Annotated in this window: 23 protein-coding genes and 1 tRNA gene; 14 read left to right on the forward strand and 10 right to left on the reverse strand. The window is 69.9% G+C overall.

Going from position 1 to position 26984, the window contains the following annotated elements:
- Nucleotides 1-367 precede the first annotated feature (367 nt).
- On the reverse strand, nt 368-2563 hold the full coding sequence (locus tag JMO03_RS15070; protein WP_202844570.1) for a M3 family metallopeptidase: 2196 nt from the start codon (nt 2561-2563) through the stop codon (nt 368-370).
- A gap of 161 nt (nt 2564-2724) precedes the next feature.
- Here JMO03_RS15070 and JMO03_RS15075 point away from each other — a divergent pair, with 161 nt between their 5' ends.
- Together JMO03_RS15075 and JMO03_RS15080 are read left to right on the forward strand one after the other, a co-directional pair.
- A complete protein-coding gene (locus JMO03_RS15075; protein ID WP_202844571.1) occupies nt 2725-4767 on the forward strand; it encodes an amidohydrolase family protein in 2043 nt (680 codons plus the stop codon).
- A complete protein-coding gene (locus tag JMO03_RS15080; protein WP_202844572.1) occupies nt 4764-5246 on the forward strand; it encodes a glutathione peroxidase in 483 nt (160 codons plus the stop codon). The genes JMO03_RS15075 and JMO03_RS15080 overlap by 4 nt, the downstream gene beginning before the upstream one ends.
- A gap of 34 nt (nt 5247-5280) precedes the next feature.
- Here the strand turns inward: JMO03_RS15080 and JMO03_RS15085 are convergent, their stop codons facing one another.
- Nucleotides 5281-5703 carry a universal stress protein gene (locus JMO03_RS15085; protein WP_202844573.1) on the reverse strand — a complete coding sequence of 141 codons (423 nt, stop codon included), beginning with the start codon at nt 5701-5703 and terminating at the stop codon, nt 5281-5283.
- 163 nt (nt 5704-5866) lie between these two features.
- The gene (locus JMO03_RS15090) at nt 5867-6661 is read right to left on the reverse strand and encodes a ferredoxin--NADP reductase (RefSeq protein WP_202844574.1); all 795 of its coding nucleotides are present in this window, start codon (nt 6659-6661) and stop codon (nt 5867-5869) included.
- Between the two features lie 104 nt (nt 6662-6765).
- Between JMO03_RS15090 and JMO03_RS15095 the strand changes: the two genes are divergently transcribed.
- Nucleotides 6766-7311: a DUF488 domain-containing protein gene (locus tag JMO03_RS15095; RefSeq protein WP_202844575.1), complete on the forward strand. Its 546-nt coding sequence runs from the start codon at nt 6766-6768 to the stop codon at nt 7309-7311.
- Between the two features lie 52 nt (nt 7312-7363).
- Here the strand turns inward: JMO03_RS15095 and JMO03_RS15100 are convergent, their stop codons facing one another.
- From JMO03_RS15100 to JMO03_RS15115, 4 genes are all read right to left on the reverse strand, one after another.
- A complete protein-coding gene (locus tag JMO03_RS15100; protein ID WP_202844576.1) occupies nt 7364-9247 on the reverse strand; it encodes an ABC transporter ATP-binding protein in 1884 nt (627 codons plus the stop codon).
- Nucleotides 9248-9448: 201 nt separating this feature from the next.
- Nucleotides 9449-10849, reverse strand: coding sequence for a PhoH family protein (locus JMO03_RS15105; RefSeq protein ID WP_202844918.1), 1401 nt, complete (start codon nt 10847-10849; stop codon nt 9449-9451).
- Between the two features lie 100 nt (nt 10850-10949).
- Nucleotides 10950-11432, reverse strand: a complete 483-nt coding sequence (locus tag JMO03_RS15110; protein WP_202844577.1) for a peroxiredoxin — start codon at nt 11430-11432, stop codon at nt 10950-10952.
- A gap of 1 nt (nt 11433) precedes the next feature.
- Nucleotides 11434-12060, reverse strand: a complete 627-nt coding sequence (locus JMO03_RS15115; protein ID WP_202844578.1) for a glycine cleavage system transcriptional repressor — start codon at nt 12058-12060, stop codon at nt 11434-11436.
- A 114-nt stretch (nt 12061-12174) separates the two neighbouring features.
- Between JMO03_RS15115 and dapA the strand changes: the two genes are divergently transcribed.
- Both dapA and JMO03_RS15125 read left to right on the forward strand, forming a co-directional pair.
- A complete protein-coding gene (gene dapA / locus JMO03_RS15120; protein ID WP_202844579.1) occupies nt 12175-13080 on the forward strand; it encodes a 4-hydroxy-tetrahydrodipicolinate synthase in 906 nt (301 codons plus the stop codon).
- A 27-nt stretch (nt 13081-13107) separates the two neighbouring features.
- Complete coding sequence (locus tag JMO03_RS15125; RefSeq protein WP_202844580.1) at nt 13108-13620, forward strand: hypothetical protein; 513 nt, start codon at nt 13108-13110, stop codon at nt 13618-13620.
- Between the two features lie 109 nt (nt 13621-13729).
- On the opposite strand, the gene fdxA is transcribed toward JMO03_RS15125, so the two are convergent.
- Together fdxA and JMO03_RS15135 are read right to left on the reverse strand one after the other, a co-directional pair.
- A complete protein-coding gene (fdxA, locus tag JMO03_RS15130; protein ID WP_202844581.1) occupies nt 13730-14053 on the reverse strand; it encodes a ferredoxin FdxA in 324 nt (107 codons plus the stop codon).
- A 736-nt stretch (nt 14054-14789) separates the two neighbouring features.
- Nucleotides 14790-14865, reverse strand: a tRNA-Glu gene (locus JMO03_RS15135).
- A 145-nt stretch (nt 14866-15010) separates the two neighbouring features.
- Between JMO03_RS15135 and pcnB the strand changes: the two genes are divergently transcribed.
- The 5 genes from pcnB to pgi all read left to right on the forward strand — a co-directional run bounded on the left by pcnB (nt 15011) and on the right by pgi (nt 20227).
- Complete coding sequence (gene pcnB, locus JMO03_RS15140) at nt 15011-16348, forward strand: polynucleotide adenylyltransferase PcnB (protein ID WP_202844582.1); 1338 nt, start codon at nt 15011-15013, stop codon at nt 16346-16348.
- Nucleotides 16345-16842 (forward strand): 2-amino-4-hydroxy-6-hydroxymethyldihydropteridine diphosphokinase, encoded by a 498-nt coding sequence (folK, locus tag JMO03_RS15145; protein ID WP_202844583.1) that lies wholly within the window; start codon nt 16345-16347, stop codon nt 16840-16842. The genes pcnB and folK overlap by 4 nt, the downstream gene beginning before the upstream one ends.
- A gap of 4 nt (nt 16843-16846) precedes the next feature.
- Entirely contained in the window at nt 16847-17665 is an 819-nt protein-coding gene (panB, locus tag JMO03_RS15150) for a 3-methyl-2-oxobutanoate hydroxymethyltransferase (protein WP_202844584.1), read from the forward strand.
- Nucleotides 17666-17678: 13 nt separating this feature from the next.
- On the forward strand, nt 17679-18536 hold the full coding sequence (gene panC / locus JMO03_RS15155; protein ID WP_202844585.1) for a pantoate--beta-alanine ligase: 858 nt from the start codon (nt 17679-17681) through the stop codon (nt 18534-18536).
- 173 nt (nt 18537-18709) lie between these two features.
- The gene (pgi, locus tag JMO03_RS15160; RefSeq protein WP_202844586.1) at nt 18710-20227 is read left to right on the forward strand and encodes a glucose-6-phosphate isomerase; all 1518 of its coding nucleotides are present in this window, start codon (nt 18710-18712) and stop codon (nt 20225-20227) included.
- Nucleotides 20228-20355: 128 nt separating this feature from the next.
- Here pgi and queG read toward each other — a convergent pair whose 3' ends face one another.
- A complete protein-coding gene (queG, locus tag JMO03_RS15165) occupies nt 20356-21462 on the reverse strand; it encodes a tRNA epoxyqueuosine(34) reductase QueG (protein ID WP_337926428.1) in 1107 nt (368 codons plus the stop codon).
- 23 nt (nt 21463-21485) lie between these two features.
- On the opposite strand from queG, the gene JMO03_RS15170 reads away from it, so the two are divergent.
- From JMO03_RS15170 to mutL, 4 genes are all read left to right on the forward strand, one after another.
- On the forward strand, nt 21486-22988 hold the full coding sequence (locus JMO03_RS15170; RefSeq protein ID WP_202844587.1) for an NAD(P)H-hydrate dehydratase: 1503 nt from the start codon (nt 21486-21488) through the stop codon (nt 22986-22988).
- Complete coding sequence (gene tsaE / locus JMO03_RS15175; protein ID WP_202844588.1) at nt 22985-23473, forward strand: tRNA (adenosine(37)-N6)-threonylcarbamoyltransferase complex ATPase subunit type 1 TsaE; 489 nt, start codon at nt 22985-22987, stop codon at nt 23471-23473. The genes JMO03_RS15170 and tsaE overlap by 4 nt, the downstream gene beginning before the upstream one ends.
- A gap of 74 nt (nt 23474-23547) precedes the next feature.
- Nucleotides 23548-25119, forward strand: a complete 1572-nt coding sequence (locus JMO03_RS15180; protein WP_202844589.1) for an N-acetylmuramoyl-L-alanine amidase — start codon at nt 23548-23550, stop codon at nt 25117-25119.
- A gap of 40 nt (nt 25120-25159) precedes the next feature.
- A complete protein-coding gene (mutL, locus tag JMO03_RS15185; protein WP_202844590.1) occupies nt 25160-26983 on the forward strand; it encodes a DNA mismatch repair endonuclease MutL in 1824 nt (607 codons plus the stop codon).
- Nucleotide 26984 lies beyond the last annotated feature (1 nt).

Genomic DNA, 26984 nt, shown 5'->3' on the forward strand with positions numbered 1-26984 from the left:
CTGACTCGCCGCCGCAGCGCATCCATGCGCTGCTCGCCGCAATCCCCGGCCCGGAACGCCCGTCGGAGCATCATTGGCCTGGCTTCGAAGAAGCTGGCCACCCGGCCATCGCGGGCAGGCAACGATGAGCCGCGCCCTGGCGCCCGGGGATCGCGACAAGCAAGACATGGATGTCTTGCGCGCGAGTCAGGGCACGATGCCCTGACCGAGCGGAAAGCGATTCCCGGGCGCCAGGGCGTGGCGTGCATCCGAAGTCTGGACAGGGACTTCTCTATCGAGGATCGCCTCTCCCTCACATGGGCGAAGAACCAAAAAAAAAGCCGCCGGAAAAGATCCAGCGGCGTTTCTGGGCCAGGTGAGGCGTGGATCAGTTCGCCGGAGGCGCATCCAGGCCGCGCTTCTTCAGCAACGGCTCGATCTTCGGCTCGTGGCCGGTGAAGTCGACGAACAGCTGCTTGGCATCCTTGGCACCGCCGCGCGAGAGCAGGGTCGAACGCAGGCGCTCGCCGTTCTCGGGCTTCAGGCCGCCGTTGGCCTTGATCCACTCCACCGTGTTGGCGTCGAGCACTTCCGACCAGATGTACGCGTAGTAGGTGGCCGCGTAACCGCCCATGATATGGCTGAAGTACGGGGTGCGGTAGCGCGGCGGCACGGGCGCGTAGTCCAGGCCCACCGACTTCAGCGCCGCGGCCTCGGTCGCCATGATCTCGGCGGCCGAGGGCAGCCGGTCCTGCGGCAACTGGTGCAGGTACTGGTCGAGCATCGCCGCGCCCAGGTACTCGGTGGTGGCGAAGCCTTCGTTGAAGGTGGCCGAGGCCATCTTCTTGTCCAGCAGTGCCTGCGGCAGCGGCTCGCCGGTCTCGTGGTGCCTGGCGTAGTTGGCCAGGATCGACGGCCAGTCGGCCCACATCTCGTTGACCTGGGACGGGAACTCGACGAAGTCGCGCGGCACGTTCATGAAGAAGTAGGGGTACTTCACGTCCGAGAACATGCCGTGCAGTGCATGTCCGAACTCGTGGAACATGGTGGTGACCTCGTCCCAGGTCAGCAGCGTCGGCTCGCCGTCCGGCGGCTTGGGGATGTTCTGGTGGTTGGCGACTACCGGCAGCGTGCCCTCGAGCTCGGACTCGCCGACGTAGGAGTTCATCCACGCCCCGCCGCGCTTGGACGGGCGTGCGTACGGGTCGAAGATGAAGATCGACAGTTGCTTGCCGTCCTTGTCGAACACGTCGTAGGTCCAGGTGTCCGGGTGGTACTTGGGCAGGTCGGTGCGTTCCTTGAACGTGATGCCGTAGAGCTCGGTGGCGGCGAAGAACACGCCGTTCTCCAGCACGTTCTTCATCTCGAAGTAGGGCTTGAGCTGGTTGTCGTCGAAGTCGTACTCGGCCTTGCGCACCTTCTCGGTGTAGTAGGCCCAGTCCCATGGTTCGAGCTTGAAGCTGGGCTCGCCCTTGGCGGCCTGCTCGCGGTCGATCATGGCCTGCAGCGCCTCGCCTTCGCGACGCGCGTTGGCGACCGCCGCGGGCGCCAGCCGGCCCAGCATCTGGTTGACGGCCTCGACGGTCGCCGCGGTCTCGTCGGCCAGCACGAACTCGGCGGGCGTGGCGTAGCCGAGCATCTTCGCGCGCTCGCCGCGCAGCTTCAGCACTTCGGCGACGATGCCGGTGTTGTCCCACTCGTTGCCGCGGCTGCCGCGCGCGACCGAGGCCTTGTGCACGCGCTCGCGCAGGGCGCGGTTGTCGAGCTGCGGCAGCACCGGCTGGCCGGTGGTGTTGAGCAGGGTCAGCAGGTACTTGCCCTCGTGGCCCTTGTCCCTGGCGGCCGCCGCGGCGGTGGCGATCTGCGATTCGCTCAGCCCGGCGAGCGCGGCCTTGTCGTCGACCAGCACCGCCGAATCGTTCACCTCGTCGAGCACGTTGTTGGAGAACTCGGTGCCCAGCGCGGCCAGGCGCGCATTGATGTCCTTCAGGCGCGCCTTGTCGGAGTCGCCGAGCCTGGCGCCCGAACGGACGAAGCTGTCGTGGTACTCCTCGACCAGGCGCACGCCCTCGGCGTCGAGCCCGAGGTCGTTGCGCTGGTTGTAGATCGTCTCCACGCGCGCGAACAGCTGCGGGTCGAGCACGATCGCATCGCGGTGGGCGGCGAACTTCGGCGCGTACTCGTTGTTGATCCGCTTGCGGGTGTCGTTGGTGTCGGTGCCGTTGAGGTTGCCGAAGATGCGGCGGGCGTTCCCAAGCAGCTTGCCGGACTTCTCGAGCGCCAGGATCGTGTTCTCGAAGGTCGGCGCCGTCTTCTCGGTGGCGATCTTCCGCACCTCCTCGAGGTTGCGCGTCATGCCGGCGTCGAAGGCGGGGGGGAAGTGCTCGTCCTTCAGCTTGTCGAACTGCGGGTACTCCAGCGGCAGCGGGCTCTCGACGAACAGGGGGTTCGCGGCCTGTGAGCCGCGCGTGGCGGGGGACTGGGGATTCACGGGAGCGTCTGCGGTGGGGGTCTGGGCGGGCGCGGCAGCGGACAGGGCGGCGGTCAGCGCGACAGCAAGGGCTGCGGCGAGCGGGTGTTTCATCGTGGCCTACCTCGGGGAACGAAACCCCAAGGGTAGCCCATGCCCCCGTGGGCAACCCATGACGAAAGGCATGGGTGCGCGCCGGCGCCGCACGGCGGCACTACACTGCGGCCCTCGGCCCCCGGTTCGCCCGCCGCGCCGGTCCATGAAGGAGATTCGCGATGAAGTGCTGGCTGACCCTCCTCGTTGCGCTGGCGCTGGCTGCGCCCGTGCATGCCGCGCAGACGCTGCGCTACCTCGCCCTCGTCGATGGGGGCAAGCAGGCCGGGCAGCAGACCGTGGTCGAGGGCGACGACGGGGTGACCCGGGTCGACTTCATTTTCAAGGACAACGGTCGCGGCCCCGAGTTGAAGGAAGAGTACGCGCTCAATCCGGACGGCACGTTCCGCACCTACCGCGTCACCGGCACGTCGACCTTCGGCGCGCCGGTCGATGAACGCTTCGAACTGGTCGACGGCGTCGCAAGCTGGCGCTCCACCTCCGATTCCGGCGAACAGAAGGTCGAACCCGGTGCACAGTACTCGCCACTGGGCGGCAGCCCGGCGGCGGCGTCGGTGGCGATCGCCGCGCTGGGCGCGCGCAGCGACGGCAAGCTGCCGCTGATCCCCGGCGGCACGCTGAGCGCGCGCAAGGTGGCGCAGGCGACGGTGCACAAGGGCGACGAGTCGCGCCAGGTACAGTTGCTGGCGCTGACCGGCATCGGTTTCACGCCGGTCTTCGCCTGGGCGACCGACGAACCGCGCCCACGGCTGTTCGCCTACATCTTCCCAGGCTTCCTGCAATTGATCGAGGACGGCTGGCAGGGCAACGCCGATGCCCTGGAGGCCATGCAGAAGACCGCGGAAGGCGAGGCCCTGGTAGCGCTCGAACAGCGTCTGGCGCACAGGCTCGACGGGACCACGCTGATCCGCGGCGCGCGCGTGTTCGACAGCGAGCGGGCGGTCCTCGGCCCGCGTGCCGACGTGTTGCTGCGCGACGGGCGCATCGTGTCGGTCTCCGGCGACGGCGAAACGGATCCCGGGGCCGACCATGTCATCGACGCGGATGGCAGGGTGCTGTTGCCGGGGCTGTTCGACATGCACGCCCACATCGACCGCTGGGGTGGCGGCCTCAACCTCGCCGCCGGCGTGACCTCGGTGCGCGACATGGGCAACGACAACGCGACCCTGCAGCAGGTGATGGCGCAGGAACGCGCCGGCACGCTGCTGATGCCGCGGATCGTGGCGGCGGGCTTCCTCGAGGGCGAGAGTGAGCAGTCGGCGCGCAACGGCTTCGTGGTCAGCGACCTCGCCGGGGCCCGCGAGGCGATCGACTGGTACGCGCAGCACGGCTACCCGCAGATCAAGGTCTACAACTCGTTCCCGAAGGAGATCCTGCCGCAGACCGTCGCCTACGCGCACGGGAAGGGGCTGCGCGTCAGCGGCCACGTGCCGGTGTTCCTGCGCGCGCAGGACGCGGTGGACGCGGGTTACGACGAGATCCAGCACATCAACCAGCTGATGCTGAACTTCCTGGTCAAGCCGGAGACCGACACGCGCACCCTGGAGCGCTTCTACCTGCCGGCGCGCGAGCTGGCCGATCTCGACCTCGACTCGAGGCCGGTGCAGGATTTCATCGCGACGCTGGCGCAGCGGCGGATCGTGATCGACCCGACTCTGGCGACATTCGAGTTCCTGCACAAGCGCGACGGCCAGATGTCGCCGATCTTCGCCGGGATCGAGGACCACCTGCCGCCGGACGTGCAGCGCGGCGGGCGCGCGGCGGAGATGGACATCCCCGACGACGCCACCGGCGAGCGCTACCGCGCGTCGTTCGACGCGATGGTGGAGTTCGTCGGCCGCGCGTACCGCGCAGGAGTGCCGCTGGTGGCGGGCACCGACGAGGTGCCGGGCTTCACCCTGCACCACGAGCTGGCGCTGTACGTGCGTGCCGGGCTGACGCCGGCGCAGGCGCTGCAGGTCGCCACCTGGAACGGTGCGGAGTACTCGGAAGTGCTCGACCGGCTCGGCAGCATCGCGCCGGGCAAGCAGGCCGACCTGGTGCTGGTCGACGGCGATCCCACCACGGACATCGCCGACATCCGCAGGGTCGCCACCGTCATCAAGGGCGCAGTCGCGTACTACCCTGCCGAGATTCACGCCGAGCTCGGCATCCGGCCCTTCGCCGATCCGGTGCGGGTGCAGTCGGCGGAAGACGGTCCATGACCACCGCGTTCGACTTTTCCGCCACCGGGATCGACGGTCGGCCGATCGCGTTGTCGCAGTACGCGGGGAAGGTGCTGCTGATCGTCAACGTCGCGTCGAAGTGCGGCTTCACGCCGCAGTACGCCGGACTGCAGCAGCTGTGGCGCGACTACCGCGAACGCGGGCTGGTGGTGCTCGGATTCCCCTGCGACCAGTTCGGCCAGCAGGAGCCGGGCGACGAGGCCGCGATCCGCGAGTTCTGCTCGCTGAACTTCGAGGTCGATTTCCCGATGTCCGCCAAGGTGGAGGTCAACGGTGAAGGCGCGCACCCGCTGTGGCAGTGGCTGAAGCAGGAGAAGGGTGGGCTGCTCGGCATCGACGCGATCAAGTGGAACTTCACCAAGTTCCTGGTCGGCAGGGACGGACAGGTGCGCGAACGCTATGCGCCCACCACTGCGCCCGGATCCCTGCGCGGAGACATCGAGGCCGCGCTCGGCTGAGCCTGCTCACGGCTGCGGCACCCCGCAGCCGTGCTCAATGCACGATGGTCACCGGTACCTGCGTGTCGGACAGCACCTTCATCGACACGGAGCCGAGCAGCGCACCCTTGATCGCGCCGGCGCCGCGCGAACCCATGACGATCAGGTCGGCCTTGTGGCCGGCGGCCGTTTCGAGGATGCCCTCGGCCACGTCGCCCGCGATCTCGACGAACTCGGCGTCGGCCTTGCCGCGGGCCAGGAGCTTCTTCGCGGGCGCCAGCATACGTGCGAAGTTCTCGGCGTGATAGGCGTTGGCGGCTTCCGGGCCCATCTTGCGCTCGGCGCCCGGGAACAGGGTGTCGTCGACCACCACGACCACCAGCCTGCCGGGCTTGCCGAAGGCCCTGGCGAGCTCCACGCCGTGCTTCAGGGCGCGGGTGCTGATGTCGCTGCCGTCGACCGGAACCAGGATCTTCATCGTCGGACGTCCTCTTCGTGTCGCGACGATTCTACGACGGACCGTCGCAGGCGGATGAAGACCGCTCCTTCGCGAACGCGATGCGTGGCCGCGCAGGGTGGCCCATCCGATCCGGAATGCATGGCCCACGCGCGGGCAAGCGCCCCGCGCGGGGCGCTGTGTCCTATTTCTCGACGAAGGCGCGCTCGAACACGTAGTCGCCCGGCGTGCCGATGCGCGGCGCGGCCACGAAGCCGCGGGCGTCGAGGATCGCGCGGAAGTCGGCCAGCATCTGCGGGCTGCCGCAGATCATCGCCCGGTCCTTCGCCGGATCCAGCGGATCCAGGCCGAGGTCGGCCGCCATGCGGCCGCTGTCGAGCAGGTCGGTGAGGCGACCACGCTGGTCGCGCCCCTCCCACTCGAAGGGTTCGCGACTGACCGCCGGGTAGTACAGCAGTTGCCGCCCGATCTGATCGCCGAGGAACTGGTGGCGCGGCAGCTCGTTGAGGATGTAGTCGCGGTAGGCGAGGTCGCCGGCGCCGCGCACGCCGTGGGCGACGATCACGCGCTCGAAGCGCTCGTACGTGTCGGGATCCTTGATCACCGACAGCCACGGTGCCAGGCCGGTGCCGGTGCCGAGCAGGTACAGGTTGCGCCCCGGGTGAAGGTCGTGGATCAGCAGGGTGCCGGTAGGCTTGCGCCCTACCAGCAGGGTATCGCCCGACGCGATGTGCTGCAGGCGCGAGGTCAGCGGGCCGTCGGGCACCTTGATGCTGAAGAACTCCAGCTGTTCCTCCCAGTTCGCGCTGGCGATCGAGTACGCGCGCAGCAACGGACGACCGTCCACCTCCAGGCCGATCATCACGAACTGCCCGTTCTCGAAGCGGAAGCCGTCGTCGCGGGTGGTGGTGAAGCTGAAGTAGCTGTCCGTCCAGTGGCGGACGTCCAGCACCGTCTCGGTGCCGAAGGCGGAAGACATGCGGGGAGGGCAGTGGGTGGTGGTGGCAGCCGCCTATTCTATCCGCCGTGAGGATTTCCTTCGCCTGGGCATGTTGTCCACATGTCCGCTGGCAGGATGGCGGCATGGACAGACTATGGACCATCGGCCACTCGACCCGCCCGCTGGAAGTCTTCGTGGCGATGCTCCAGGCCGCGGGCGTGGCTCGCGTGGCCGATGTGCGCCGCCATCCGGGGTCGCGCAGGCACCCGCAGTTCGGCGCCGACGCCCTGGCCGCCAGCCTGCCGGCGGCGGGGATCGGCTTCGTGCCGATGTCGGAGCTGGGCGGGCGGCGCAGGCCGCGCCCGGACTCGCCGCACACGGCCTGGCGCAACGCCGGTTTCCGCGGTTATGCCGACTACATGGATTCACCAGACTACGCCAGCGCCCGCGAACGGCTGTTTGCGCTCGCGCTCCAGGCGCCGACCGCGGTGATGTGCGCCGAGGCCATGTGGTGGAGCTGCCACCGCAGCCTGATCGCCGACGACGCCAAGGCCCGTGGCTGGACCGTGATCCACCTGATGGGGCCCGGCGACGCCCGCGAACACCCCTGGACGGGCGCGGCCCGGATCGTCGACGGGCGGCTGGACTACACGGCCCCGGCCGACGCGCAGGGCCGGCTGGAGCTGTGACCGCACTGGATCTTCGTAGCGCGTGCCAAGGTGCGCCCCTTGGCCGGCACTTTCAGCGGTAGCCCGCCGCCTGCAGTTCGAACAGCTCGGCGTAGCGGCCGCCCTGGGCCATCAGCTCGGCGTGGGTGCCGCTGGCCTCGACCCGGCCCTCGGCCAGCACCAGGATGCGGTCGGCCATGCGCACACTGGAAAAACGGTGCGAGATCAGCACCGCGGTGCGGTCGTCGGACAGTTCCTTGAAGCGTCGGAACACCTCGAACTCGCTGCGCGCATCGAGCGCGGCGGTCGGCTCGTCGAGGATCATCACCTGCGCATCGCGCATGTAGGCGCGCGCGATCGCGATCTTCTGCCATTGTCCTCCCGACAGGTCGACGCCGGTCTTGAAGCGGCGGCCGATCAACTGGTCGTAGCCGTTGGCGAGTTCGGCGATCACCTCGTCTGCCATGCCGCGCCGGGCGGCCTCCTCGATCCGCACGCGGTCGTCCATATGCTCGATGCGTCCCACGCCGATGTTCTCGCCCGCGGTGAGGTGGTAGCGCACGAAGTCCTGGAAGATCACGCCGATGTTCGCGCGAAGGTCGTCGAGGTCGTACTCGCGCAGGTCGCGTCCGTCGAGCAGGATGCGGCCTTCGTCGGGGTCGTACAGCCGCGCCAGCAGTTTGACCAGCGTGGTCTTGCCGGCGCCGTTCTCGCCCACCAGCGCCAGCACCTCGCCGGCGCGCAGTTCGAAGTCCATGTGCCGCACCGCCCAGCGATCGGCGCCCGGATAGCGGAAGCCGACATCCTCGAACACGAAGCCCCGATCGATCGGGTCCGGGAACGGGACCGGATGCTCAGGCGACTTGATCTCCGGCTCGATCTCGAAGAACGAGAACAGGTCGTCCAGGTACAGGGCCTGTCCGGCCACCTGCGAGAAGCCGATCAGCAGGCCTTCGAGCAACTGCCGCAGCCGGCGGAAGCTGCCGGCGAGGAAGGTCAGGTCGCCGATGGTGAAATCGCCCTTCACCGTTCGCCAGGCGATGTAGGCATAGGCGATGTAGTACCCCAGCGTGCCGAGCGCCGCGAGCAGGGTGCCCCAGACCGCGCGCTTGCGCGCCAGCGTGCGGTTGGCGAGGAAGAACTTCTGCGCCAGGGTGCGGTAGCGGTCGATCAGGAACCTGTGCAGGTTGAAGATCTTCACCTCCTTCGCGGTCTCGACGCTGGCGCCGGTCTGGCGCATGTACTCGAGCTGACGGCGCTCGGGCGTCCACTGGAAGTTGAGCGAATACCCCAGCGCGTTGAAATGCGACTCGCCGACGAAGGCGGGGATCAGCGCGATCGCCAGCAGCAGGATCAACCAGGGCGCGTACACCAGCAGGCCGATCGCGAAGCTCACCACGGTGATCGAGTCCTGCAACTGGCCGAACAGCTGGCCCATCAGGTTCATGCGTCCCATCGTCTGCCGCCGCGCGCGGTCGAGCTTGTCTTGTAGGTCAGGGTCCTCGAAGTCCTCCAGGTCGAGCGTGGCCGCGTGCTCCATCAGCCGGATGCTGGTGGCGTTGGTGAACAGTTCCGACAGCAGCGAATCGGCGTAGCTCACGATGCGGCCGAGCAGGTCCGACAGGATCGCAAGCCCGAACTCGATCGCCAGCAGCCACAGCAGGGTGTCGAGCTGTCCGCCGCGCCAGGCCTGGCCGATCGATTCGAACGCCAGGCCGAGTCCGACCAGGCGGATCGCTTCGTCGATGATCAGCTTGCCGACGTACAGCATCATGATCGGCAGGAACGCGCGGATCACGCGCAGGCCGATGCTGGTCAGCGTCAGCGCACGGCTGGTGGCCCATATCTGGCGCAGGAACGGCGGGATGTTGCGCATCGCATCGAAGCGCTCGCGCAGGCTCGGCCGGCTGTCGGCACGGCTGGGCTTGGGGGCGGCATCGGCGGCGCGTTCGCTCATGGCCGCATTGTGCATGGCGCCCGGCGGCGTGTCGCGAGCACGCCGCAACTCCGTCGCCCGCGTAGCCCGGATAAGCGCAGCGCATCCGGGGATAGGCGAAGCGAATCCGGAGATGCCACGGTCACCCCGATACGCGGGGTGCCATCGGATGGTGCCGCGGGGTCCCGGATGCGCTTCGCTTATCCGGGCTACATCGGCTCGTTACAACACCTCGGAGGCGTAATCCGCCAGGCGCGAACGTTCGCCGCGGCGCAGGGTCACGTGCGCGCTGTGCGCCCAGTTCTTGAACCGGTCGACGGCGTAGGTCAGGCCCGACGTGGTCTCGGTGAGGTAGGGCGTGTCGATCTGCTCGACGTTGCCCAGGCACACGATCTTGGTGCCGGGGCCCGCCCGCGTGATCAGCGTCTTCATCTGCTTGGGCGTGAGGTTCTGCGCCTCGTCCAGGATCAGCCAGCGGCTGAGGAAGGTGCGTCCGCGCATGAAGTTGAGCGAACGGATCTTGATCCGCGAGGCCAGCAGGTCGTTGGTCGCCGCGCGCCCCCAGCTGCCGCCTTCCTGGTTGTGGGTGAGCACCTCGAGGTTGTCGGTCAGCGCGCCCATCCACGGCGTCATCTTCTCCTCTTCCGTGCCCGGCAGGAAGCCGATGTCCTCGCCCACGCTGACCGTGGCGCGGGTCATGATGATCTCGCGGTAGCGCTGCTGGTCCATGGTCTGCGCCAGGCCCGCGGCCAGCGCCAGCAGGGTCTTGCCGGTGCCGGCGGTGCCGAGCAGGGTGACGAAGTCGATCTCCGGGTCCATCAGTGCGTTGAGTGCGAAGTTCTGTTCGCGGTTGCGCGCGTTGATGCCCCACACCGCGTGCTGGCTGCCGCGGAAGTCGTCGACGATCTGCAGTACCGCCTTGCCGCCGTCCACGCGCGCGACCCGGAACTCGGCCTCGTCGTCGCCGGGCAGGTACAGGTACTGGTTCGGATACCAGTCGTCGTCGGCGCCGATCGCCACTTCGTAGAACGTCCGGCCCCTGTCGGTCCAGGACTTGAGGTCCTTGCCGTAGCGCTGCCAGAAGTCCTCCGGCAGCGCATTGGCGCCGGTGTAGAGCAGGCTGAAATCGTCCAGCGCGCGGTCGTTCTCGTAGTCCTCGCTGACGATGCCGGCGATCGCCGCCTTGATCCGCAGGTTGATGTCCTTGGAGACGAACACCACCGGGAAATCCGGCTCCTCGCGGCGCAGCTGCAGGATCGCGCCGAGGATGCGGTTGTCCGGCGCCACCGCACCGAACGAGGTCTTGTCCTCCTTCGGCACCGTGGTCTGGAAGCGCAGCTTGCCGATGCTGGCCGCGCCGCGCAGCTGCAGCCCGTTCGGCCGCTGCAGCAGCAGGCCCGACTCGATCTTGTCGCTGCCCTGGGCCTCGATCAGCTCGTTGATGAAGCGGCTGACCTGGCGTGCGTTGCGGCTGGCCTCCGAGGTGCCCTTCTTGCCGTTGTCGAGTTCCTCGATCACCTGCATCGGCAGGAACACGTCGTGCTCCTCGAACTTGAACAGCGCGGTCGGGTCGTGCATCAGCACATTGGTGTCGAGCACGTACAGGCGCTTGCCTTGGGTCATCATCGGGACGGTCGGCTCCGGTTGGCGTTCGGTCTGGGGCAGCGGCGCGCCGCCGCGGCCTGCGGGGCAGGGCGGCGAGGCGGATCGGAAGGGATGGGGCTCACCGGGACTGCGCGGCCTTCAGTGCGTCGAGCACGGCCTGGGCATGGCCGGCGACCTTCACCCCGCGCCACTCGGCGGCGAGGCGGTGATCGGGCGCGATCAGGAAGGTGCTGCGCACCACGCCCAGCACCTTGCGCCCGTACATGTTCTTCTCGTGGATCACGTCGAAGGCCTTGCACAGTTTCTCGTCGGCATCGCTGACCAGCGGAAAGTCGAAACCCTGTTTCGCGCAGAAGTTGTCGTGCGATTTCACCGAATCGCGCGAGACGCCGAGCACAACGGCATCGGCACGCTTGAACCTGGGCAGCAATGCGTTGAACTCCAGCCCCTGCGTGGTGCAGCCGGGCGTGGAATCCTTCGGATAGAAATACAGCACCAGCCAGTGGCCGGCATGGTCGGCGAGGGTGGCGCTGCCGCCGCCCGACAGCGCCAGCGGCAGCCGCAGCGTGGACTTCGGAAGCGCCTTGCCGACCTGCACCATGTCAGAACTTCATCGGATCCATGATCGCGTCGAGGTTCAGGTGGTCGCAGAACTCGAGGAAGTCGTCGCGCAGCGCGGCGATGTGCATGTTCGCCGGCACCCCGATGGTGACCTGCGCGGAGAACATGTCGGCGCCGGTCTGCATCGCGCGGTAGCGCGAGCAGTGCAGGCTCTCGATGGTGATGCCCTGGCGGTCGAAGAAGTCGGCGAGCTGGAACAGGATCCCCGGCTTGTCGGCGGCCACCACCTCGACGATGTATGGCAGCAGGTTGGACTGCACCGGCTTCGGCCCGGTGCGGTACCACACCAGCTTCAGCTCCTCCTCGCGCTCGAGCCGGGTCAGCATGGCCTCGAGCTTGGCGACCGAATCCCAGGAACCGGTGGCGAGCGCGGTGACCGACACGTCGCGACCGACCGTCGACAGACGGGTGTCGACGAGGTTGCAGCCGCTGTCGGCGATGCGCCTGGACACGGCGAGCAGCGGCGATGCCGGATGCGTCGTGTAGGCGTTGATCAGCAGGTAGTTCTCGCTCGGCGAGGGCCGGGATGCGGTATCTGGATCGGTCAAGGCGGCGTCCGCGGCGTGTGATTCTGTGGTGCTTCCGGTTCTGAACGGCAGCCCGGGCATGGCCGGGCGCCGTGGCCAGCATACTTGCCCGTGCTTCCGCGCCGCAAGTAACATGCCGTATCCCGATCATCCGTCCTTGCGCCCGCGCACGGGCTTCGCACGAGACCCTTCCACTTGCGACTTTCCGGCAGCATCACCGCGCTGGCGACGCCGTTCACGGTGACAGGCGAGCTCGATCTGGACGCCTGGCGCCGACTGCTGCATGCCCAGCTGGAGGGCGGGACCCAGGCCCTGGTGGTGGCGGGCTCGACCGGCGAAGCCGCCTCGCTGTACGAGGCCGAATACGACACGTTGCTGCGCACCGCGGTCGAGTGCGTCGCCGGGCGCGTCCCGGTGCTGGCCGGTACCGGCCAGTCGAGCACCGCGCGGACGATCGAGGCGACCCGCCGTGCCGCCGCGCTCGGGGCCGACGCGGCACTGGTGGTCGTGCCGCCGTACGTGCGGCCGACCCAGGCCGGCCTGCTGGCGCATTTCAGCGCGATCGCAGAAGACGATGCGCTGCCCGTGGTGCTGTACAACGTTCCCCAGCGCACCGGTTGCGACCTCGTGCCGGAAACGGTCGCCGGACTGATTGCGCATCCGCGCGTCGTCGGGATCAAGGAGGCGAGCGCGGATCCCGCGCGCATGCAGCAATGGCTTGCGTTGCGCGCCGACGGCTTCGCCGTGCTCTGCGGAGACGATTCCACTGCGGCCCGTGCCATGCTCGCCGGTGCCGACGGCCTCGTCTCGGTGGTGTCGAACATCGTTCCCGCTGCGATCCGCAGGCTGTGCGATCTCGCTCTTGCCGGGCAGCGCTCCGATGCGGAGGCGTGGAACTCGCAGCTGGCGCCGTTCTTCGATTTCGCGACGCTCGAGCCGAACCCGATCCCGGTCAAGGCCGTGCTCGACCGGCTCGGTTTCGGCCACGGCATGCGCCTGCCGCTGACCGCGTTGTCGGACATCCACCAGGCCAAGGCCGCCCGCATCACCGCAGCGGCCCTGGCGATCGAACACAGCCTCCGCGATCCGCTCGCGGCCTGATCCATTTTCTTGCAGGAGACACCACCGATGCGTCATTCCCGCCCCATGATCCGCCTGCTCGCGGTCGGCCTTCTGGCCGTTGCCGTGCTGGGTACCAGCGGCTGCAAGTGGTTCCGCAAGGGCAGTGAGCTGTACGCCGCCAGCCCCGAGAACCGTCCGCTGGAGGTGCCCCCGGACCTGGATCGCCCAGACACCTCCGGCGCGATGCAGCTTCCCGAAACGGGCACGGTGACGCGCTCCACGATGCCGGCTGCGGGCACCGCGCAGCCCAACGGCTTCGCCGTCGCCGGCGAGGTGGACGCGGTCTTCGCCCGGGTCGGCGAGGTGCTGGCGGCCACCCAGGGCCTGACCGTGGTGAACCGCGCGCAATTGCTGGGTACCTACGACGTCGACTACGGCGACGCCAAGTTCCTGGTGCGGGTGACCCGGACCGATACCGGCGCCTACGTCTCGGCGGTCGATCCGCGCGGCCTGCCGGCGGCCGGCGAGCCGCCGCAGCGGCTGATCGCGGCGCTGCGGGCGGCGCTCGCCGGCGGCTGAAGCCGGGCGGCATGGGGGCCGGCACCCGGTCCCAGACGACGAAAGGCGCCGCGAGGCGCCTTTCGTACGTTCGGGCAGGCGTTGCCGGCGAGGCCCTGCGTTCCCCGGATCAGCGCTCGAGCAACGGCAGCTTGTCCGGCTTGCCTTCCCATTCCTTGGCGTCGGGCAGCGGATCCTTGCGCGCGGTGATCACCGGCCAGTCCTTCGACAGCTCGGCATTCAGCGCCACATAGTGTTCCTGCCCGGCCGGCACGTCGTCCTCCGGATAAATCGCGTTGATCGGGCATTCCGGCTCGCACAGGGTGCAGTCGATGCACTCGTCCGGGTCGATCACCAGGAAGTTGGGGCCTTCGTGGAAGCAGTCGACCGGGCACACCTCGACACAATCGGTGTACTTGCACTTGATGCAGTTCTCGGTGACGACGAAGGGCATGCGGGTCCGGTGCGGGCGACGGGCGGGGTCTCGAATTCTAGAGCACGCGCGCCGGATGCGCTGCGAAGGGTTCGCATCGGCGGTCGGCGCAGGACATCGAGCGCCCAGTCGTGCGGGATCCGAGGCAGTACGGGCGCGCGGCCTGGTAGCGGACGTCATGCCTGTCCGCGAGAGGCGATCGTTCGCATCGACTGGCCCGCGCAGCCGCTGTCCAGTGGCGCCCGCGCGATGGCGTGGCGACCGGGTGGACCTGGCCGCGACCGGCGGGCCTTCGCGGCGAATGTCCCCCGGCATCCGCCGGCCGGCGGATGCCTCCTCCTTGATTTCGCCGCGAAGGCCCGCCGCCCGCTGCCTGGCTCGGCTGCGCTTGATCTTGTGAGCGAGACGCCCCGCCTGCGAACTTGAACTGGCAAGCCTGACGAGGCGGCATCGGATTGCCCGCGATCCCTTCACGTCGGGTGCGGGTGTCCTTGGGGGCGAACTCAAGGGGGAGGCGATGGCCGCGGGCCGCCGCCGGAAGACATTCGCCCCCAGGGGCACCCGTACCCGGCGCCCCGTGCGAAGGATGCGTTACTGTCCCGTGCGTCGACTTCTCATGTCTGGCGCACGCGTGTCCGACGCGCGCAGACACGCAGACAGGTAAACGCGCACGGGTCCACACGCAGCAGATGCCGGATGCGGCGTGTCGGGAGCCGCACAGGAAAAAGGCCCGCTCGCGCGGGCCTTTTTTTAAAAATGGCGCTCCCTACGGGATTCGAACCCGTGTTTTAGCCTTGAGAGGGCCACGTCCTAGGCCTCTAGACGAAGGGAGCAGGGTGCTGCGCATGCAGCGCCGGCTGGACGACCGGCTGCCCGGTCCGACCCCGAGGGGCATGGCTCCGATGCAGCTTGCTAGTATAGCAGCGATAAGCTGGCCGACTACCGACTGTCGGCACCGACCCGGAACCAACAGGCCCGATGCCGACCAACGCCCCGTCCATCCAGACTTCGCTGCGGATCATCCCGCGCGACCAGCACTCCATTTCGCGCAAGGGCATCAGCCCGAACGCCCTGCGCGTGCTCTACCGCCTGCACGAGGCCGGCCATCGCGCCTGCCTGGTGGGCGGCGCGGTCCGCGACCTGCTCGCCGGCCTGGAACCCAAGGACTTCGACGTCGCCACCGACGCGACGCCAGAGGAGGTCAGGCACCTGTTCCGCAACTGCCGGCTGATCGGCCGGCGCTTCCGGCTCGCCCACGTGGTCTTCGGGCGCGAGGTCATCGAGGTCGCGACCTTCCGCGCCAACATCGACGACGGCAGCGGCGATCGCCAGGTGCACGATGACGGCCGGCTGCTGCGCGACAACGTCTACGGCACGATCGAGGACGACGCGGTCCGCCGCGACTTCACCGCCAACGCGCTGTACTACGACATCGCCGATTTCTCGGTGCGCGACTACGTCGGCGGCTTCGAGGACGTGAACAACCGCGTGCTGCGGCTGATCGGCGATCCGGAAACGCGCTATCGCGAGGATTCGGTGCGGATGCTGCGCGCGATCCGGCTCGCCGCCAAGCTCGACTTCGGGATCGCGCCCGACACCGCCGCCCCGCTGCCGGGGCTGGCGCCGCTGCTGGCGGAGGCGGCGCCGGCGCGGCTGTTCGAGGAATGCCTGAAGATGTTCCTGTCCGGGCATGCGGTGGCGAGCTTCGAAGGCCTGGAGCGGCACGGCCTGCTGTCCGCGCTGTTCCCGGAAACCGCCGCGGCGCTCGCCGCCAACCGCAGCGGCGCGCTGCGGCAGATGCTGCTCGAAGGGCTGCGCGGGACCGACAGGCGGGTGGCGATCGACGAGCCGGTGTCGCCGGCGTTCCTGTTCGCGGTGCTGCTGTGGCCGGCCTATTGCCGCTCGCTGATGGCGCTGCAGGCGCAGGGCCTGAACACGGTGGAGGCCGAGCGCCGCGCCGCCGACCGCGTCACCCTGCACCAGCTCGACACGATCGCGCTGCCGCGCCGGTTCTCGCTGCCGATGCAGGAGATCTGGCTGATGCAGTCGAGGTTCTCGCAGCGCCAGCGCAAGCGGGTGGTGCGGACCCTGTCGCATCCGCGGTTCCGCGCCGCGTTCGACTTCCTGGTGCTGCGCCGCGCGGCGTCGCCCGCGCACGAGGAGGACATCGCCTTCTGGCAGGAGGCGCAGCGGAACCCGGATACGGCGATCGCTCACCATCCCGCGGTCGAGTCCGGGGCTGCGGACGGGGACTCCGCGGACGCGCCGCGCAAGCGTCGGCGCCGGCGTCGGCGCAGCCACGCCGCCGGCGAATGAGGCCGGTGGTGGCGTGCGTGGGCCTCGGCGGCAACGTCGGCGAGGTCGCGCAGGCCATGGCCGGGGCGCTGTCGGCGCTCGATGGAGTGCCGCAGACGCACCTGGTCGGGGCCTCGCGGATCTACCGGACGCCGGCCTGGGGCCGGCGCGATCAGCCCGATTTCCTCAATGCGGCGGCCACGGTCGAGACCACGCTGCCCGCGCGCGCGCTGCTCGATGCGCTGCTGGAGATCGAGCGCCGCTTCGGTCGCGAGCGAACGGCGGACGGCAGCGACCGCTGGGGTCCGCGTACGCTCGACCTCGACCTGCTGCTGTACGGCGACGCGGTGCTCGACGAACCGGGCCTGCGCGTGCCGCATCCGCACCTGCACGAGCGCGCGTTCGCGCTGCTGCCGCTGGCGGAAATCGCGCCGCGGGCGGCGATCCCCGGGCGCGGCAGCGTCGCCGATGTGCTGGCGGCATTGGATGCCGGCGGCATCGAGGCGATACCCTAGGCGCATGAGCAACACTGCCCCCGCCAAGCCCCTCACCGTGCCCGACCTGGCGCAGGCGCGTCGCGCCGGCCGCCGCCTGGCGATGCTGACCGCGTACGACGCCGGCTTCGCCCGGGTCCTGGACGCCAGCGGTGTCGACCTCGTGCTGGTCGGCGATTCGCTGGGCATGGTGGTGCAGGGCCACGATTCGACATTGCCGGTCAGCGTCGACGATGTCGCCTACCACGTGCGCGCGGTGGCCAGCGGCCTGTGCCGGGCGCTGCTCGTGGCCGACCTGCCGTTCCAGTCGGACGCCACACCCGAGCGCGCGCTGGACGCCGCGACCCGGCTGCTGCAGTCCGGCGCGGGCATGGTCAAGCTCGAGGGGGCCGCCCCGCACAAGCTGGCCGCGATCCGATTCCTCGCCGCGCGCGAGATCCCCGTGTCCGCGCACCTCGGCCTCACCCCGCAGTCGGTTCTGCGATTCGGCGGCTACAAGGTACAGGGGCGCGAGGCCGACGCCGCGGAGCGGTTGCGCGTGGATGCGCTCGCGGTGGCCGAGGCCGGCGCCTCGCTGCTGGTGCTCGAATGCGTACCGTCGGCGCTTGCGGCCGAGATCACCCAGGTCTCGCCGATCCCGACCATCGGCATCGGCGCCGGCCCGCAATGCGACGGGCAGGTGCTGGTGCTGCACGACATGCTCGGGCTCGACAGTGGTCATCGCCGGCCGAAGTTCGTCAAGGATTTCCTCGCCGAAGGCGGATCGGTCGCCGGTGCGGTGCGCGCCTATGTCGAGGCGGTGCGCGAGGGGCACTTTCCCGGCCCCGAACACGCCTACGACTGAGCGCGGGAACGGCATGATCGAAACCCTCGGCGAACTCGGCGTCCTGCGCGCGCGCGTGGCGGGCTGGAAGCGCGACGGCCTGCGCGTGGGTTTCGTGCCGACGATGGGCAACCTCCACGCCGGGCACTTCTCCCTGGTGCGCCTGGCCCGGCAGCACGCCGACCGGGTGGTCGCCAGCGTGTTCGTCAATCCCACCCAGTTCGGGCCGAACGAGGACTACGCACGCTATCCGCGCACGCCGGAGCACGATGCCGCCGGACTCGCGGCCGCCGGCTGCGACCTGCTGTGGCTGCCGACGGTGGAGACGATGTATCCCTACGGTGCCGACCGGGCCGTGCACATGCGCGTGCCCGGCATCACCGACGTGCTCGACGGCGCCCATCGCCCCGGGCACTTCGATGGCGTGGCGACGGTGGTCTCGCGCCTGTTCAACCAGGTGCAACCGGACCTGGCCGCGTTCGGACGCAAGGATTACCAGCAACTGGCGGTGATCCGCTACCTGGTCCGCGACCTCGCGTTCCCGGTCGAACTGCTTGCGGGTGAAACCGAGCGCGAGGCCGACGGGTTGGCGATGAGTTCGCGCAACCAGTACCTGGATGCGGCGCAGCGCGCGGTCGCGCCGGAGATCTACCGCGCGCTGCTGGCGATGCGCGACGCCGCGCTGGCGGGCAGGGAGATGGCCGAGGTCGAGGCGGAAGCGTTGCAGCGCTTGCAACGCCACGGATTCGATGTCGACTACGCGCAGGTGCGGCGTGCGGACCTGTCCGACGCGGGCGCCACCGCAACCGCCGGGCCGCACGTGGCGCTGGTCGCCGCACGCCTGGGCGGGACGCGGCTGATCGACAACCTCGAGTTCGCCATCGGCGCTTGAGCTTGTTTTCCGCTTGCCAGCGCGGATACCGATCGATCCTATACTTCGCATCCACGGATTGGGGCCGTTGCGTCGGGCGCAGGCCCGGGTGCATGACCCGCATCGGCACGCGTGTCGTATGCCTCGCGCCGCGTTCCAATCCCGATCCCCACCATTGAAACAGGCACTCGACCATGTCGGACTTCGCGACCCTTCGTTCCCACGCCACGCGCCTCGCGGACACTCCGGTCGCGCGGTTGCTGCAGGAGGATCCCGGGCGTGCGAAAGCCCTCGCGCTGCGGGTCGGCCCGCTGTACGCCAACTTCGCGCGCCAGCGCTTCGATGCGCAGACGCTCGACGCGCTGTTCGCGCTCGCCGACGACGCGGGCTTCGCACCCGCGATGCGCCGCCTGCTCGATGGCGAGACCGTCAACGTCACCGAGGGTCGTGCCGCATTGCACACCGCCCTGCGTGGCGCCTCGTCGGACGCGTCATTCGCACGCGAATGCGTCGCGCAGGCGGCCGCTGCGCGCAAGGCAATGGCGGAGATGATCCAACACCTCGCCGCCACCGAAGTCACCGACATCGTCAGTGTCGGGATCGGCGGTTCCGACCTCGGTCCGCGACTGGTCGCCGACGCGCTCGCCCTCCCGGGGGCGCGCTTCCGCGTGCATTTCCTGTCGAACGTCGACGGTAATGCCGCGCGGCGCACGCTGGCCGGGCTGGATCCGGCGAAGACCGCGGCGATCCTGATCTCCAAGACCTTCGGCACCCAGGAGACCCTGCTCAACGGCGGCATCGTGCGCGACTGGCTCGGCGAGGCGGCGGGACTGGACGGCGGGCGCGTGTACGGCGTGAGCGCGAACGTCGAGCGTGCCGCCGCATTCGGCATCGCCGCGGAGCGGATCCTGCCGATGTGGGACTGGGTCGGCGGCCGCTACTCGCTGTGGTCGGCGGTGGGCTTCCCGATCGCGCTGGCGATCGGCATGGCGCGCTTCGAGGAACTGCTCGCGGGCGCCGCGGAGATCGACGCGCACGCGGCAAGCGCCACGCCGCGCGAAAACCTGGTGTTCCTGCACGCCCTGACCGCGCTGTGGAACCGCAACGCGCTCGGCCTGGCGACGCAGGCGGTGCTGCCCTACGACGAGCGCCTGAAGCTGCTGCCGAACTACCTGCAGCAGCTGGTGATGGAAAGCCTCGGCAAGTCGGCGCGGCTCGACGGCACACCACTCCAGGAAGATACCGTCCCGGTGTGGTGGGGCGGTCCCGGCACCGATACCCAGCACAGCTTCTTCCAGGCGCTGCACCAGGGTACCCAGGTCGTGCCGGCCGATTTCATCGGCGTGGTCCGTAGCGACGACGGTTACGCACAGAACCATCGTGCGCTGCTGGCCAACCTGCTGGCCCAGACCCAGGCGCTGGCGAACGGCCAGGCCAGCGACGATCCGCACCGCGCCTACGCCGGCAACCGGCCGAGCACGCTGATCCTGCTCGACGCGCTGACTCCGCATGCGCTCGGGGCGCTGGTTGCGCTGTACGAGCACAGCGTCTACCTGCAGTCGGTGGCCTGGGGCATCAATGCCTTCGACCAGTTCGGCGTCGAACTGGGCAAGCAGGTGGCGAACACGCTGCTGCCGGCGCTGGAGGGCAAGGCACGTGCGGACGATCCGGTGACGCAGGTGCTCCTGGACGAGATCTCCGCGCGCGGTTGAGGCTGCCCGCGCCGGACCGCGACGCGCTGGATTGCGAGTCGCGCCGAGCCGCCTTCCCACTGTCATTCCGAGCGCAGCGAGGAATCTGCGAATGGCCCCGCGCGGGCGCGATCCGGTTTTCCCCTCACCTAGCCAGCGGAAACGTCGGAGAACACTCCGACGGATTCGCCATGCCGCCGCAGCGCCCACGCCACGTGTTCCCGCACCACGGGATCTTCCGCTTCCCGCCGCGATCGCAGGGCTGCGACCACTTCCGGCGAAGTCGCCGCATTGCCCAGCGCCACCGCGATGTTGCGCAGCCAGCGCGCGTGGCCGCTGCGCCGGATCGCGGAGCCCTCGGTGCGCTGCAGGAATTCATCCTCGCTCCAGGCGAACAGCTCGACCAGCGTCGCCTGGTCTAGGTTGTTCCTGGCGCGGAAATCGGGTTCGTCGGTGCGCCGCGCGAACTTGTTCCAGGGACACACCAGCTGGCAGTCGTCGCAGCCGAAGATGCGATTGCCGATCAACGGGCGCAGGGCCTCGTCGATCGCGCCCTCGTGCTCGATGGTGAGGTAGGAGATGCAGCGCCGCGCATCCAGCCGGTGTGGCGCCACGATCGCCCGGGTCGGGCAGATCTCGATGCAGCGCACGCAACTGCCGCAATGCGCGCTCGCGGGCGGGTCGACCGGCAGCGGCAGGTCGAGGTAGATCTCGCCGAGGAAGAACCATGAGCCGCCGTCGCGGTCGATCAGGCAGGTGTGCTTGCCGATCCAGCCCAGGCCCGCGTTGCGCGCCAGCGCGCGTTCCAGCACCGGCGCGGAATCGACGAACACGCGATATCCGAACGGGCCGATTTCGGCCGCGACACGTTCCGCGAGGCGCTGCAGGCGGTTGCGCATGAGCTTGTGGTAGTCGCGACCCAGGGCGTAGCGCGCGACGTAGGCGCGGCGGCCGTCCTCGAGCGTGCGCCAGGCCTGCTCCGGGTCCTGGCCATGGTCGAGCCCCACCGAAAGCACCCGCACCGTCCCGGGCATCAGTTCGTGCGGGCGCGAGCGCTTATCGCCGTGGCGCGCCATCCAGTCCATCGTCCCGTATAGGCCGCGGGCCAGCCAGTCGCGCAGGAAGGCTTCGTCCTCGCCGAGTTCGACCCCGGCGATGCCGCAGCGCTGGAAGCCTGCCTCGCGCGCGAGCGCCTTGATGCGCAGGGCGAGCACAGCCGGATCGGGCAGGGGGGTGCGGGCGGCGGGCGTGGACACGGTCGAAGTATAGAATCCGGGCGATGGACGCCGTTTCCAGTGCCAACGCCCGGGGGACGCCGCTGTACGACGGCGCCGCGCTGCGCGCGCTCGAGGCGGAGATGGCCGCGCGGCTCGGCGACGGGTTCGCGCTGATGGCGCGCGCCGGGCAGGCGGCCTGGCGCGAACTGCTGGCGCGCTGGCCGGACGTACAGCGCATCGTCGTGGTCTGTGGTCCGGGCAACAACGGCGGCGACGGCTATGAACTGTGCCGGCTCGCGCACCAGTCCGGGCGCGATGCGCGCGTGCTGCGCATCGAGGCGCACGCACCGCGCAGCGAGCTCGCGCAGCGCGCCTGCGAGGCCTATCGCGAGGCCGGCGGGCGGATCAAGGCATTCAGCGACGGCTTCGGCCGCGCGCAGCTGGTGGTCGACGCGCTGTTCGGCATCGGGCTTTCACGCGAACCGGACGCGGATGCGGCGCGGATCATCGACGCGATCAACGCCTCCGGCCTGCCGGTGTTCTCGCTGGACGTACCGAGCGGGTTGGATGCGGACCGGGGCAGCGCCCCCGGGCGTGTAGTCCATGCGACGCATACGTTGCAACTGCTCGCACCGCACGCCGGGCTCTACACAGGCGCCGCCGCCCGCTGCGCCGGCACCCTGGGGCTGGCCACGCTCGAGGCCGACGACGCGCTCGCCGATGCGCCGGTGATGGCCTACCGGCTGGACCGGGACGACCTGCCCGGCTGGATCGCGCCGCGGGCGCGCGATGCGCACAAGGGCGACAACGGGCACGTGCTGTGCGTCGGCGGCGACACCGGCAAGGGTGGCGCCGTCATCCTGGCGGCGGAGGCGGCCCTGCGCTGCGGGGCGGGACTGGCGAGCGTGGCGACGCGGCCGGTTCACGTGCCTGCGCTGCTGGCGCGCCGTCCCGAGGCCATGGTCCACGGCATCGAACCCGGCGGCTCGCTGCAACCGTTGCTGGCGCTGGCGGACGTGATCGCGCTGGGGCCCGGGCTCGGGCAGGGCGAGTGGGGTGCCGCGCTCTACGAACAGGCGCTTGCGGCCGCGATACCGCTGGTGCTCGACGCCGATGCGCTCAACCTGCTGGCGCGGCGCACCCGCGTGTTGCCTGCCGGCACCATCCTCACCCCGCACCCGGGGGAGGCGGCACGCCTGCTCGGTTTCACCGCCGCCGAGGTGCAGGCGAACCGATTCGCGGCGGCGCGGCTGCTGGCGGAGATGTTCGGCTGCGTGGTCGTGCTCAAGGGCGCGGGCACGCTGGTCGCGGCGCCCGAGCAGGTGCCGCGGGTGATCGCGGCCGGAAACCCCGGCATGGCCGTGGGTGGGATGGGCGACCTGCTCACCGGTTGCATCGCCGCGCTGCGCGCGCAGGGTTTCCCGGCGTTCGCGTCCGCCTGCTGCGGCGCGCTGCTGCACGGTATCGCTGGCGACGCCGCCGCCCAGGTCGGCGAGCGCGGCCTGCTGCCGTCCGACCTGCTCGACCCGCTGCGCACCTGGGCGAACGGCGGGCCGCCGGCGTGAGGCCGGTGTTCCTAGCGGACGAGGGCGCGACCCGCGCGCTGGCCGTCCGGCTCGCGCGGACGGCGCCGGAGCGGGCCGTGGTCTACCTGCACGGCGACCTGGGCGCGGGCAAGTCGACCCTCGCGCGCGCCTGGCTGCGCGAACTGGGCGTGACCGGCACCGTGCGCAGCCCCACCTACACCCTGCTCGAACGCTATCCGCTGCCGCGCGGCGGCGAGGCGCTGCACCTCGACCTGTACCGCATCGGCGATGCGGGCGAGCTCGAGTTCCTCGCCCTGGACGACGCCCTCGACGCGCTGTGGCTGGTCGAATGGCCCGATCGCGGCGCGGCCGGCCTGCCGCCGGCGGACCTGCACGTACGCCTCGCCATGGACGGGGACGGGCGGGGGGCGACCCTGGATGGCGGGAGCGGGGCGGGAGAGGCGTGGTTGCGGCGGCTGCGGGAAGTGGACGAGTTGCATCGGATATCTGAACCGAACCCATAGGAAAGGCGGGCAGGTGACCGATTTGAAAGGAAAAGTGCGTTGCAAATGGCGGGCATCAGTGATTGACTAGCCGCATGCGCACGAGGGGGCAAAACGTCCAACAGATTCTGCTTGGCCTGGCGCTGCTTGCGGCGCTGGCCTGGAACCTGGCGTACGCGGCCGAAATCCAGGCGGTCCGGCTCGGCAGCGGACCCACCGGCACCCGTGCGGAGCTGCAGGTGGATCGCGAAGCGGGTTACAAGCTGATCAGCCTGCAGAAACCGCACCGGCTGGTGGTGGACCTGCCGGGAAGCCATCCCGCGGGCAAGCTCGCCTTGCCGCCTCCCTCAGGCGTGGTCAAGGCGGTCCGCAGCGGCCAGCCGGAGCCGGGCACCACCCGCATCGTGTTCGACCTCGCCGCACCGGTGGTGGCGCTGAAGCCCCGCTTCGAGGCAGACCCGCAGGGCGCGCGACTGGTGATCGAGTGGCCGGGCGACGAACACGGCGATCCGATTGCGCAGATCGCCGCCGCCACGGCGCAGCCCGTTCCCCCTGCGCCCGCCACCCCTACCCCCGCTGTGGCGGCGTCGGTCGTCGCCATGACGACGGCCGTGGCCACGTCCGAGCCGCCGGCCCACGATCCCGCGCTGGCGTCGGCCGCCGCGACCTCGCGCCTGGTCGCGGAACTGCGCGCCGCAGGTCAGGCCACCGGGGCCTCCGCATCTTCGAATCCGGCATCGCCGCCGCAACCGCAGTCGACGAACGATCCGTCGTTGCCGCGAGCGATGCCGACTTCTCCGCCTTCGACCGCCCCGGCCGCGACCGTGGCGGCGGCCGTGACGCCCGCTTCCCCGCCGCCGCTCGCGACCGTGCCGCCACCGCCACCGCCGCGTGCCGTCGTCGCCGGCGGCACCCGGCCGCTGGTGATCGCGATCGACGCCGGCCACGGCGGCCAGGATCCCGGCGCGATCGGTCCCTCGGGCAAGCGCGAGAAGGACATCACGCTGGCGATCGCGCGCGAGCTCGCGCGCCAGGTCAACGCCACTCCCGGCCTGCGCGCCCATCTGGTGCGCGACCGCGACGTGTTCATCCCGTTGAACAACCGCGCCCGGATCGCGCGGCAGGCCAAGGCCGACATGTTCATCTCGATCCACGCCGACGCCGCCGAGAACCGCAACGCCAAGGGCTCGTCGGTCTACGTGCTGTCGCTGCGCGGCGCGTCCTCGCAGCGTGCGCGCTGGCTGGCCGAGAAGGAGAACGCGGCCGACCTGATCGGCGGCGTGCGCGTCGCCTCCTCCGGCGACGCCGTGCTGACCAACGTGCTGCTCGACCTGACCCAGAGTGGGCAGTTGAAGGCCTCGGAAGACGCGGGCAACCACATCCTGGCCGGCCTCAAGCGCATCGGCAACAACCACAAGCCGCATATCGAACGCGCCAACTTCGCCGTGCTGCGCACCTCGGACATGCCGGCGATGCTGGTGGAAACCGCGTTCCTGTCCAACCCGGACGAGGAGAAGCGGCTGATGGACCCGAAGTTCCAGGGCACGGTGGCACGCGCGATCCTCGATGGCGTGCACACCTATTTCTCCAGCCAGCCCCCTCCGGGCACGCTGTACGCGGCGCGCGCCGCGGCCGATCGCGTCGCCAGTACCGGCGGCAGCCCGTAGCGCCACGGCATCCCGTCGACCGCGCCGGTATCATGCGCGGGTGGCGATCCGACAGCTTCCCGACACCCTGGTCAACCAGATCGCCGCAGGCGAGGTGGTCGAGCGCCCGGCGTCGGTGGTCAAGGAACTGGTCGAGAACGCGCTCGATGCCGGCGCCGGCCGCATCGACATCGACCTGGAGGAAGGCGGCGTGCGCCTGATCCGGGTGCGCGACGACGGCGGCGGCATGCCCGCCGAAGAGCTGCCGCTGGCGGTCTCGCGCCACGCCACCAGCAAGATCGCCAGCCTCGACGACCTCGAGGCGGTGGCCACGCTGGGATTTCGTGGCGAAGCATTGCCGTCGATCGCCTCGGTGAGCCGGTTCCTGATCGCGACCCGGCGCGGCGACGAGACGCATGGCGCGGCGCTATCGGTCGAGGGCGGGCGCGTCGGCGAGGTGGTTCCGAAGCAGCAACCCCCAGGCACCACCGTGGAAGTCCGCGACCTGTTCTACAACGTCCCCGCGCGGCGCAAGTTCCTGCGCGCCGAGCGCACCGAACTCGGCCACATCGAGGAATGGCTGCGTTCGCTCGCGCTGGCGCGCCCGGACGTGGAACTGCGCGTGTCGCACAACGGCAAGCCGTCGCGTCGCTACCGCGCATTCTCCGAGACGGGAGGGGAGCTGTTCACCGGCGAGCGGCTCGGCGAGACGCTCGGCGAGGAGTTCGCCAGGCAGGCGCTGCGGATCGAACACGAGGGCGCCGGGCTGCGCCTGCACGGCTGGATCGCCCAACCCGCCTACTCGCGCGCCAGCGCCGACCAGCAGTACGTCTACGTCAACGGGCGCCCGGTGCGCGACCGCAGTATCGCGCACGCGGCGAAGCAGGCCTTCGCCGACGTGATGTACCACGGCCGGCAGCCCGCATATGTGCTGTTCCTGCAGCTCGATCCCACCCGGGTCGACGTCAATGTGCATCCTGCCAAGCACGAGGTCCGTTTCCGCGATTCGCGACTGGTGCACGACTTCGTCTATCGCACCGTGCACGACGCGCTGGCGGCGACGCGCGCAGGCATGGCGGCGTTCCCGACCGGGCAGGCGACCGCGACCTCCGGTGCGTCCGCGGGAGCGCCGGATGGCGCGTTCCCCGGTGCCCTGCCGGCGACGATGCAGGCATTGCCGCAATCGGCTTCGCAGGTGCCTATGCGGCTACAGGTCGACGAAGCGCGCGCGGCCTACGCAGCGTTGTACGCAGCCAACGAGGACCGGCCGGTGCTGCCGCGCGCGGACGAGGCGGCCGGCGTGCCGCCGCTGGGTTACGCGATCGCGCAGTTGCACGGTATCTACATCCTGTCCGAGGCGGCCGACGGCCTGATCGTGGTCGACATGCATGCCGCGCACGAGCGCATCGGCTACGAGCGCCTGAAATCCGCGCACGACAGCGAGGGCCTGCGCGCGCAACCGCTGCTGGTGCCGCAGTCGGTGGCCGTGTCCGAGCGCGAAGCCGACCTGGCCGAGCAGGAAGCCGCGGTCCTGGCCGACCTCGGGTTCGAGGTGTCGCGCGCCGGGCCGCAGTCGCTGCTGCTGCGCAGCGTGCCGGCCCTGCTCGCGCATGGCGATGTCGAGGCCCTGCTGCGCGACGTGCTCGCCGACCTGCGCGAACACGGCGAGAGCCTGCGCATCCGCGGCGCCCGCGACGAGCTGCTGTCGACCATGGCCTGCCACGGCGCGGTGCGCGCCAACCGGCGGCTGACGGTGCCGGAAATGAACGCGCTGCTGCGGCAGATGGAGGCGACGGAGCGCTCCGGACAATGCAATCATGGGCGACCGACCTGGGCGCATTTCCCGCTGCCCGAGATCGACCGCTGGTTCCTGAGGGGGCGTTGAG

It is taken from the genome of Luteimonas saliphila (genome assembly GCF_016774335.1).
In the GTDB taxonomy this organism is placed as follows: Bacteria; Pseudomonadota; Gammaproteobacteria; order Xanthomonadales; family Xanthomonadaceae; genus Luteimonas; species Luteimonas saliphila.

What these genes read in the sequence shown, in the direction of transcription:
- JMO03_RS15090 (WP_202844574.1), bottom strand. Translation starts at nt 6,661, where the DNA reads ATGTCTTCCGCCTTCGGCACCGAGACGGTGCTGGACGTCCGCCACTGG.
- JMO03_RS15125 (WP_202844580.1), top strand. Translation starts at nt 13,108, where the DNA reads ATGCGTCATTCCCGCCCCATGATCCGCCTGCTCGCGGTCGGCCTTCTG.
- JMO03_RS15095 (WP_202844575.1), top strand. Translation starts at nt 6,766, where the DNA reads ATGGACAGACTATGGACCATCGGCCACTCGACCCGCCCGCTGGAAGTC.
- JMO03_RS15080 (WP_202844572.1), top strand. Translation starts at nt 4,764, where the DNA reads ATGACCACCGCGTTCGACTTTTCCGCCACCGGGATCGACGGTCGGCCG.
- panC (WP_202844585.1), top strand. Translation starts at nt 17,679, where the DNA reads ATGATCGAAACCCTCGGCGAACTCGGCGTCCTGCGCGCGCGCGTGGCG.
- pcnB (WP_202844582.1), top strand. Translation starts at nt 15,011, where the DNA reads ATGCCGACCAACGCCCCGTCCATCCAGACTTCGCTGCGGATCATCCCG.
- JMO03_RS15115 (WP_202844578.1), bottom strand. Translation starts at nt 12,060, where the DNA reads ATGCCCGGGCTGCCGTTCAGAACCGGAAGCACCACAGAATCACACGCC.
- JMO03_RS15070 (WP_202844570.1), bottom strand. Translation starts at nt 2,563, where the DNA reads ATGAAACACCCGCTCGCCGCAGCCCTTGCTGTCGCGCTGACCGCCGCC.
- panB (WP_202844584.1), top strand. Translation starts at nt 16,847, where the DNA reads ATGAGCAACACTGCCCCCGCCAAGCCCCTCACCGTGCCCGACCTGGCG.
- JMO03_RS15180 (WP_202844589.1), top strand. Translation starts at nt 23,548, where the DNA reads ATGCGCACGAGGGGGCAAAACGTCCAACAGATTCTGCTTGGCCTGGCG.
- JMO03_RS15105 (WP_202844918.1), bottom strand. Translation starts at nt 10,849, where the DNA reads ATGACCCAAGGCAAGCGCCTGTACGTGCTCGACACCAATGTGCTGATG.
- JMO03_RS15170 (WP_202844587.1), top strand. Translation starts at nt 21,486, where the DNA reads ATGGACGCCGTTTCCAGTGCCAACGCCCGGGGGACGCCGCTGTACGAC.
- folK (WP_202844583.1), top strand. Translation starts at nt 16,345, where the DNA reads ATGAGGCCGGTGGTGGCGTGCGTGGGCCTCGGCGGCAACGTCGGCGAG.
- fdxA (WP_202844581.1), bottom strand. Translation starts at nt 14,053, where the DNA reads ATGCCCTTCGTCGTCACCGAGAACTGCATCAAGTGCAAGTACACCGAT.
- pgi (WP_202844586.1), top strand. Translation starts at nt 18,710, where the DNA reads ATGTCGGACTTCGCGACCCTTCGTTCCCACGCCACGCGCCTCGCGGAC.
- JMO03_RS15075 (WP_202844571.1), top strand. Translation starts at nt 2,725, where the DNA reads ATGAAGTGCTGGCTGACCCTCCTCGTTGCGCTGGCGCTGGCTGCGCCC.
- JMO03_RS15100 (WP_202844576.1), bottom strand. Translation starts at nt 9,247, where the DNA reads ATGAGCGAACGCGCCGCCGATGCCGCCCCCAAGCCCAGCCGTGCCGAC.
- JMO03_RS15110 (WP_202844577.1), bottom strand. Translation starts at nt 11,432, where the DNA reads ATGGTGCAGGTCGGCAAGGCGCTTCCGAAGTCCACGCTGCGGCTGCCG.
- JMO03_RS15085 (WP_202844573.1), bottom strand. Translation starts at nt 5,703, where the DNA reads ATGAAGATCCTGGTTCCGGTCGACGGCAGCGACATCAGCACCCGCGCC.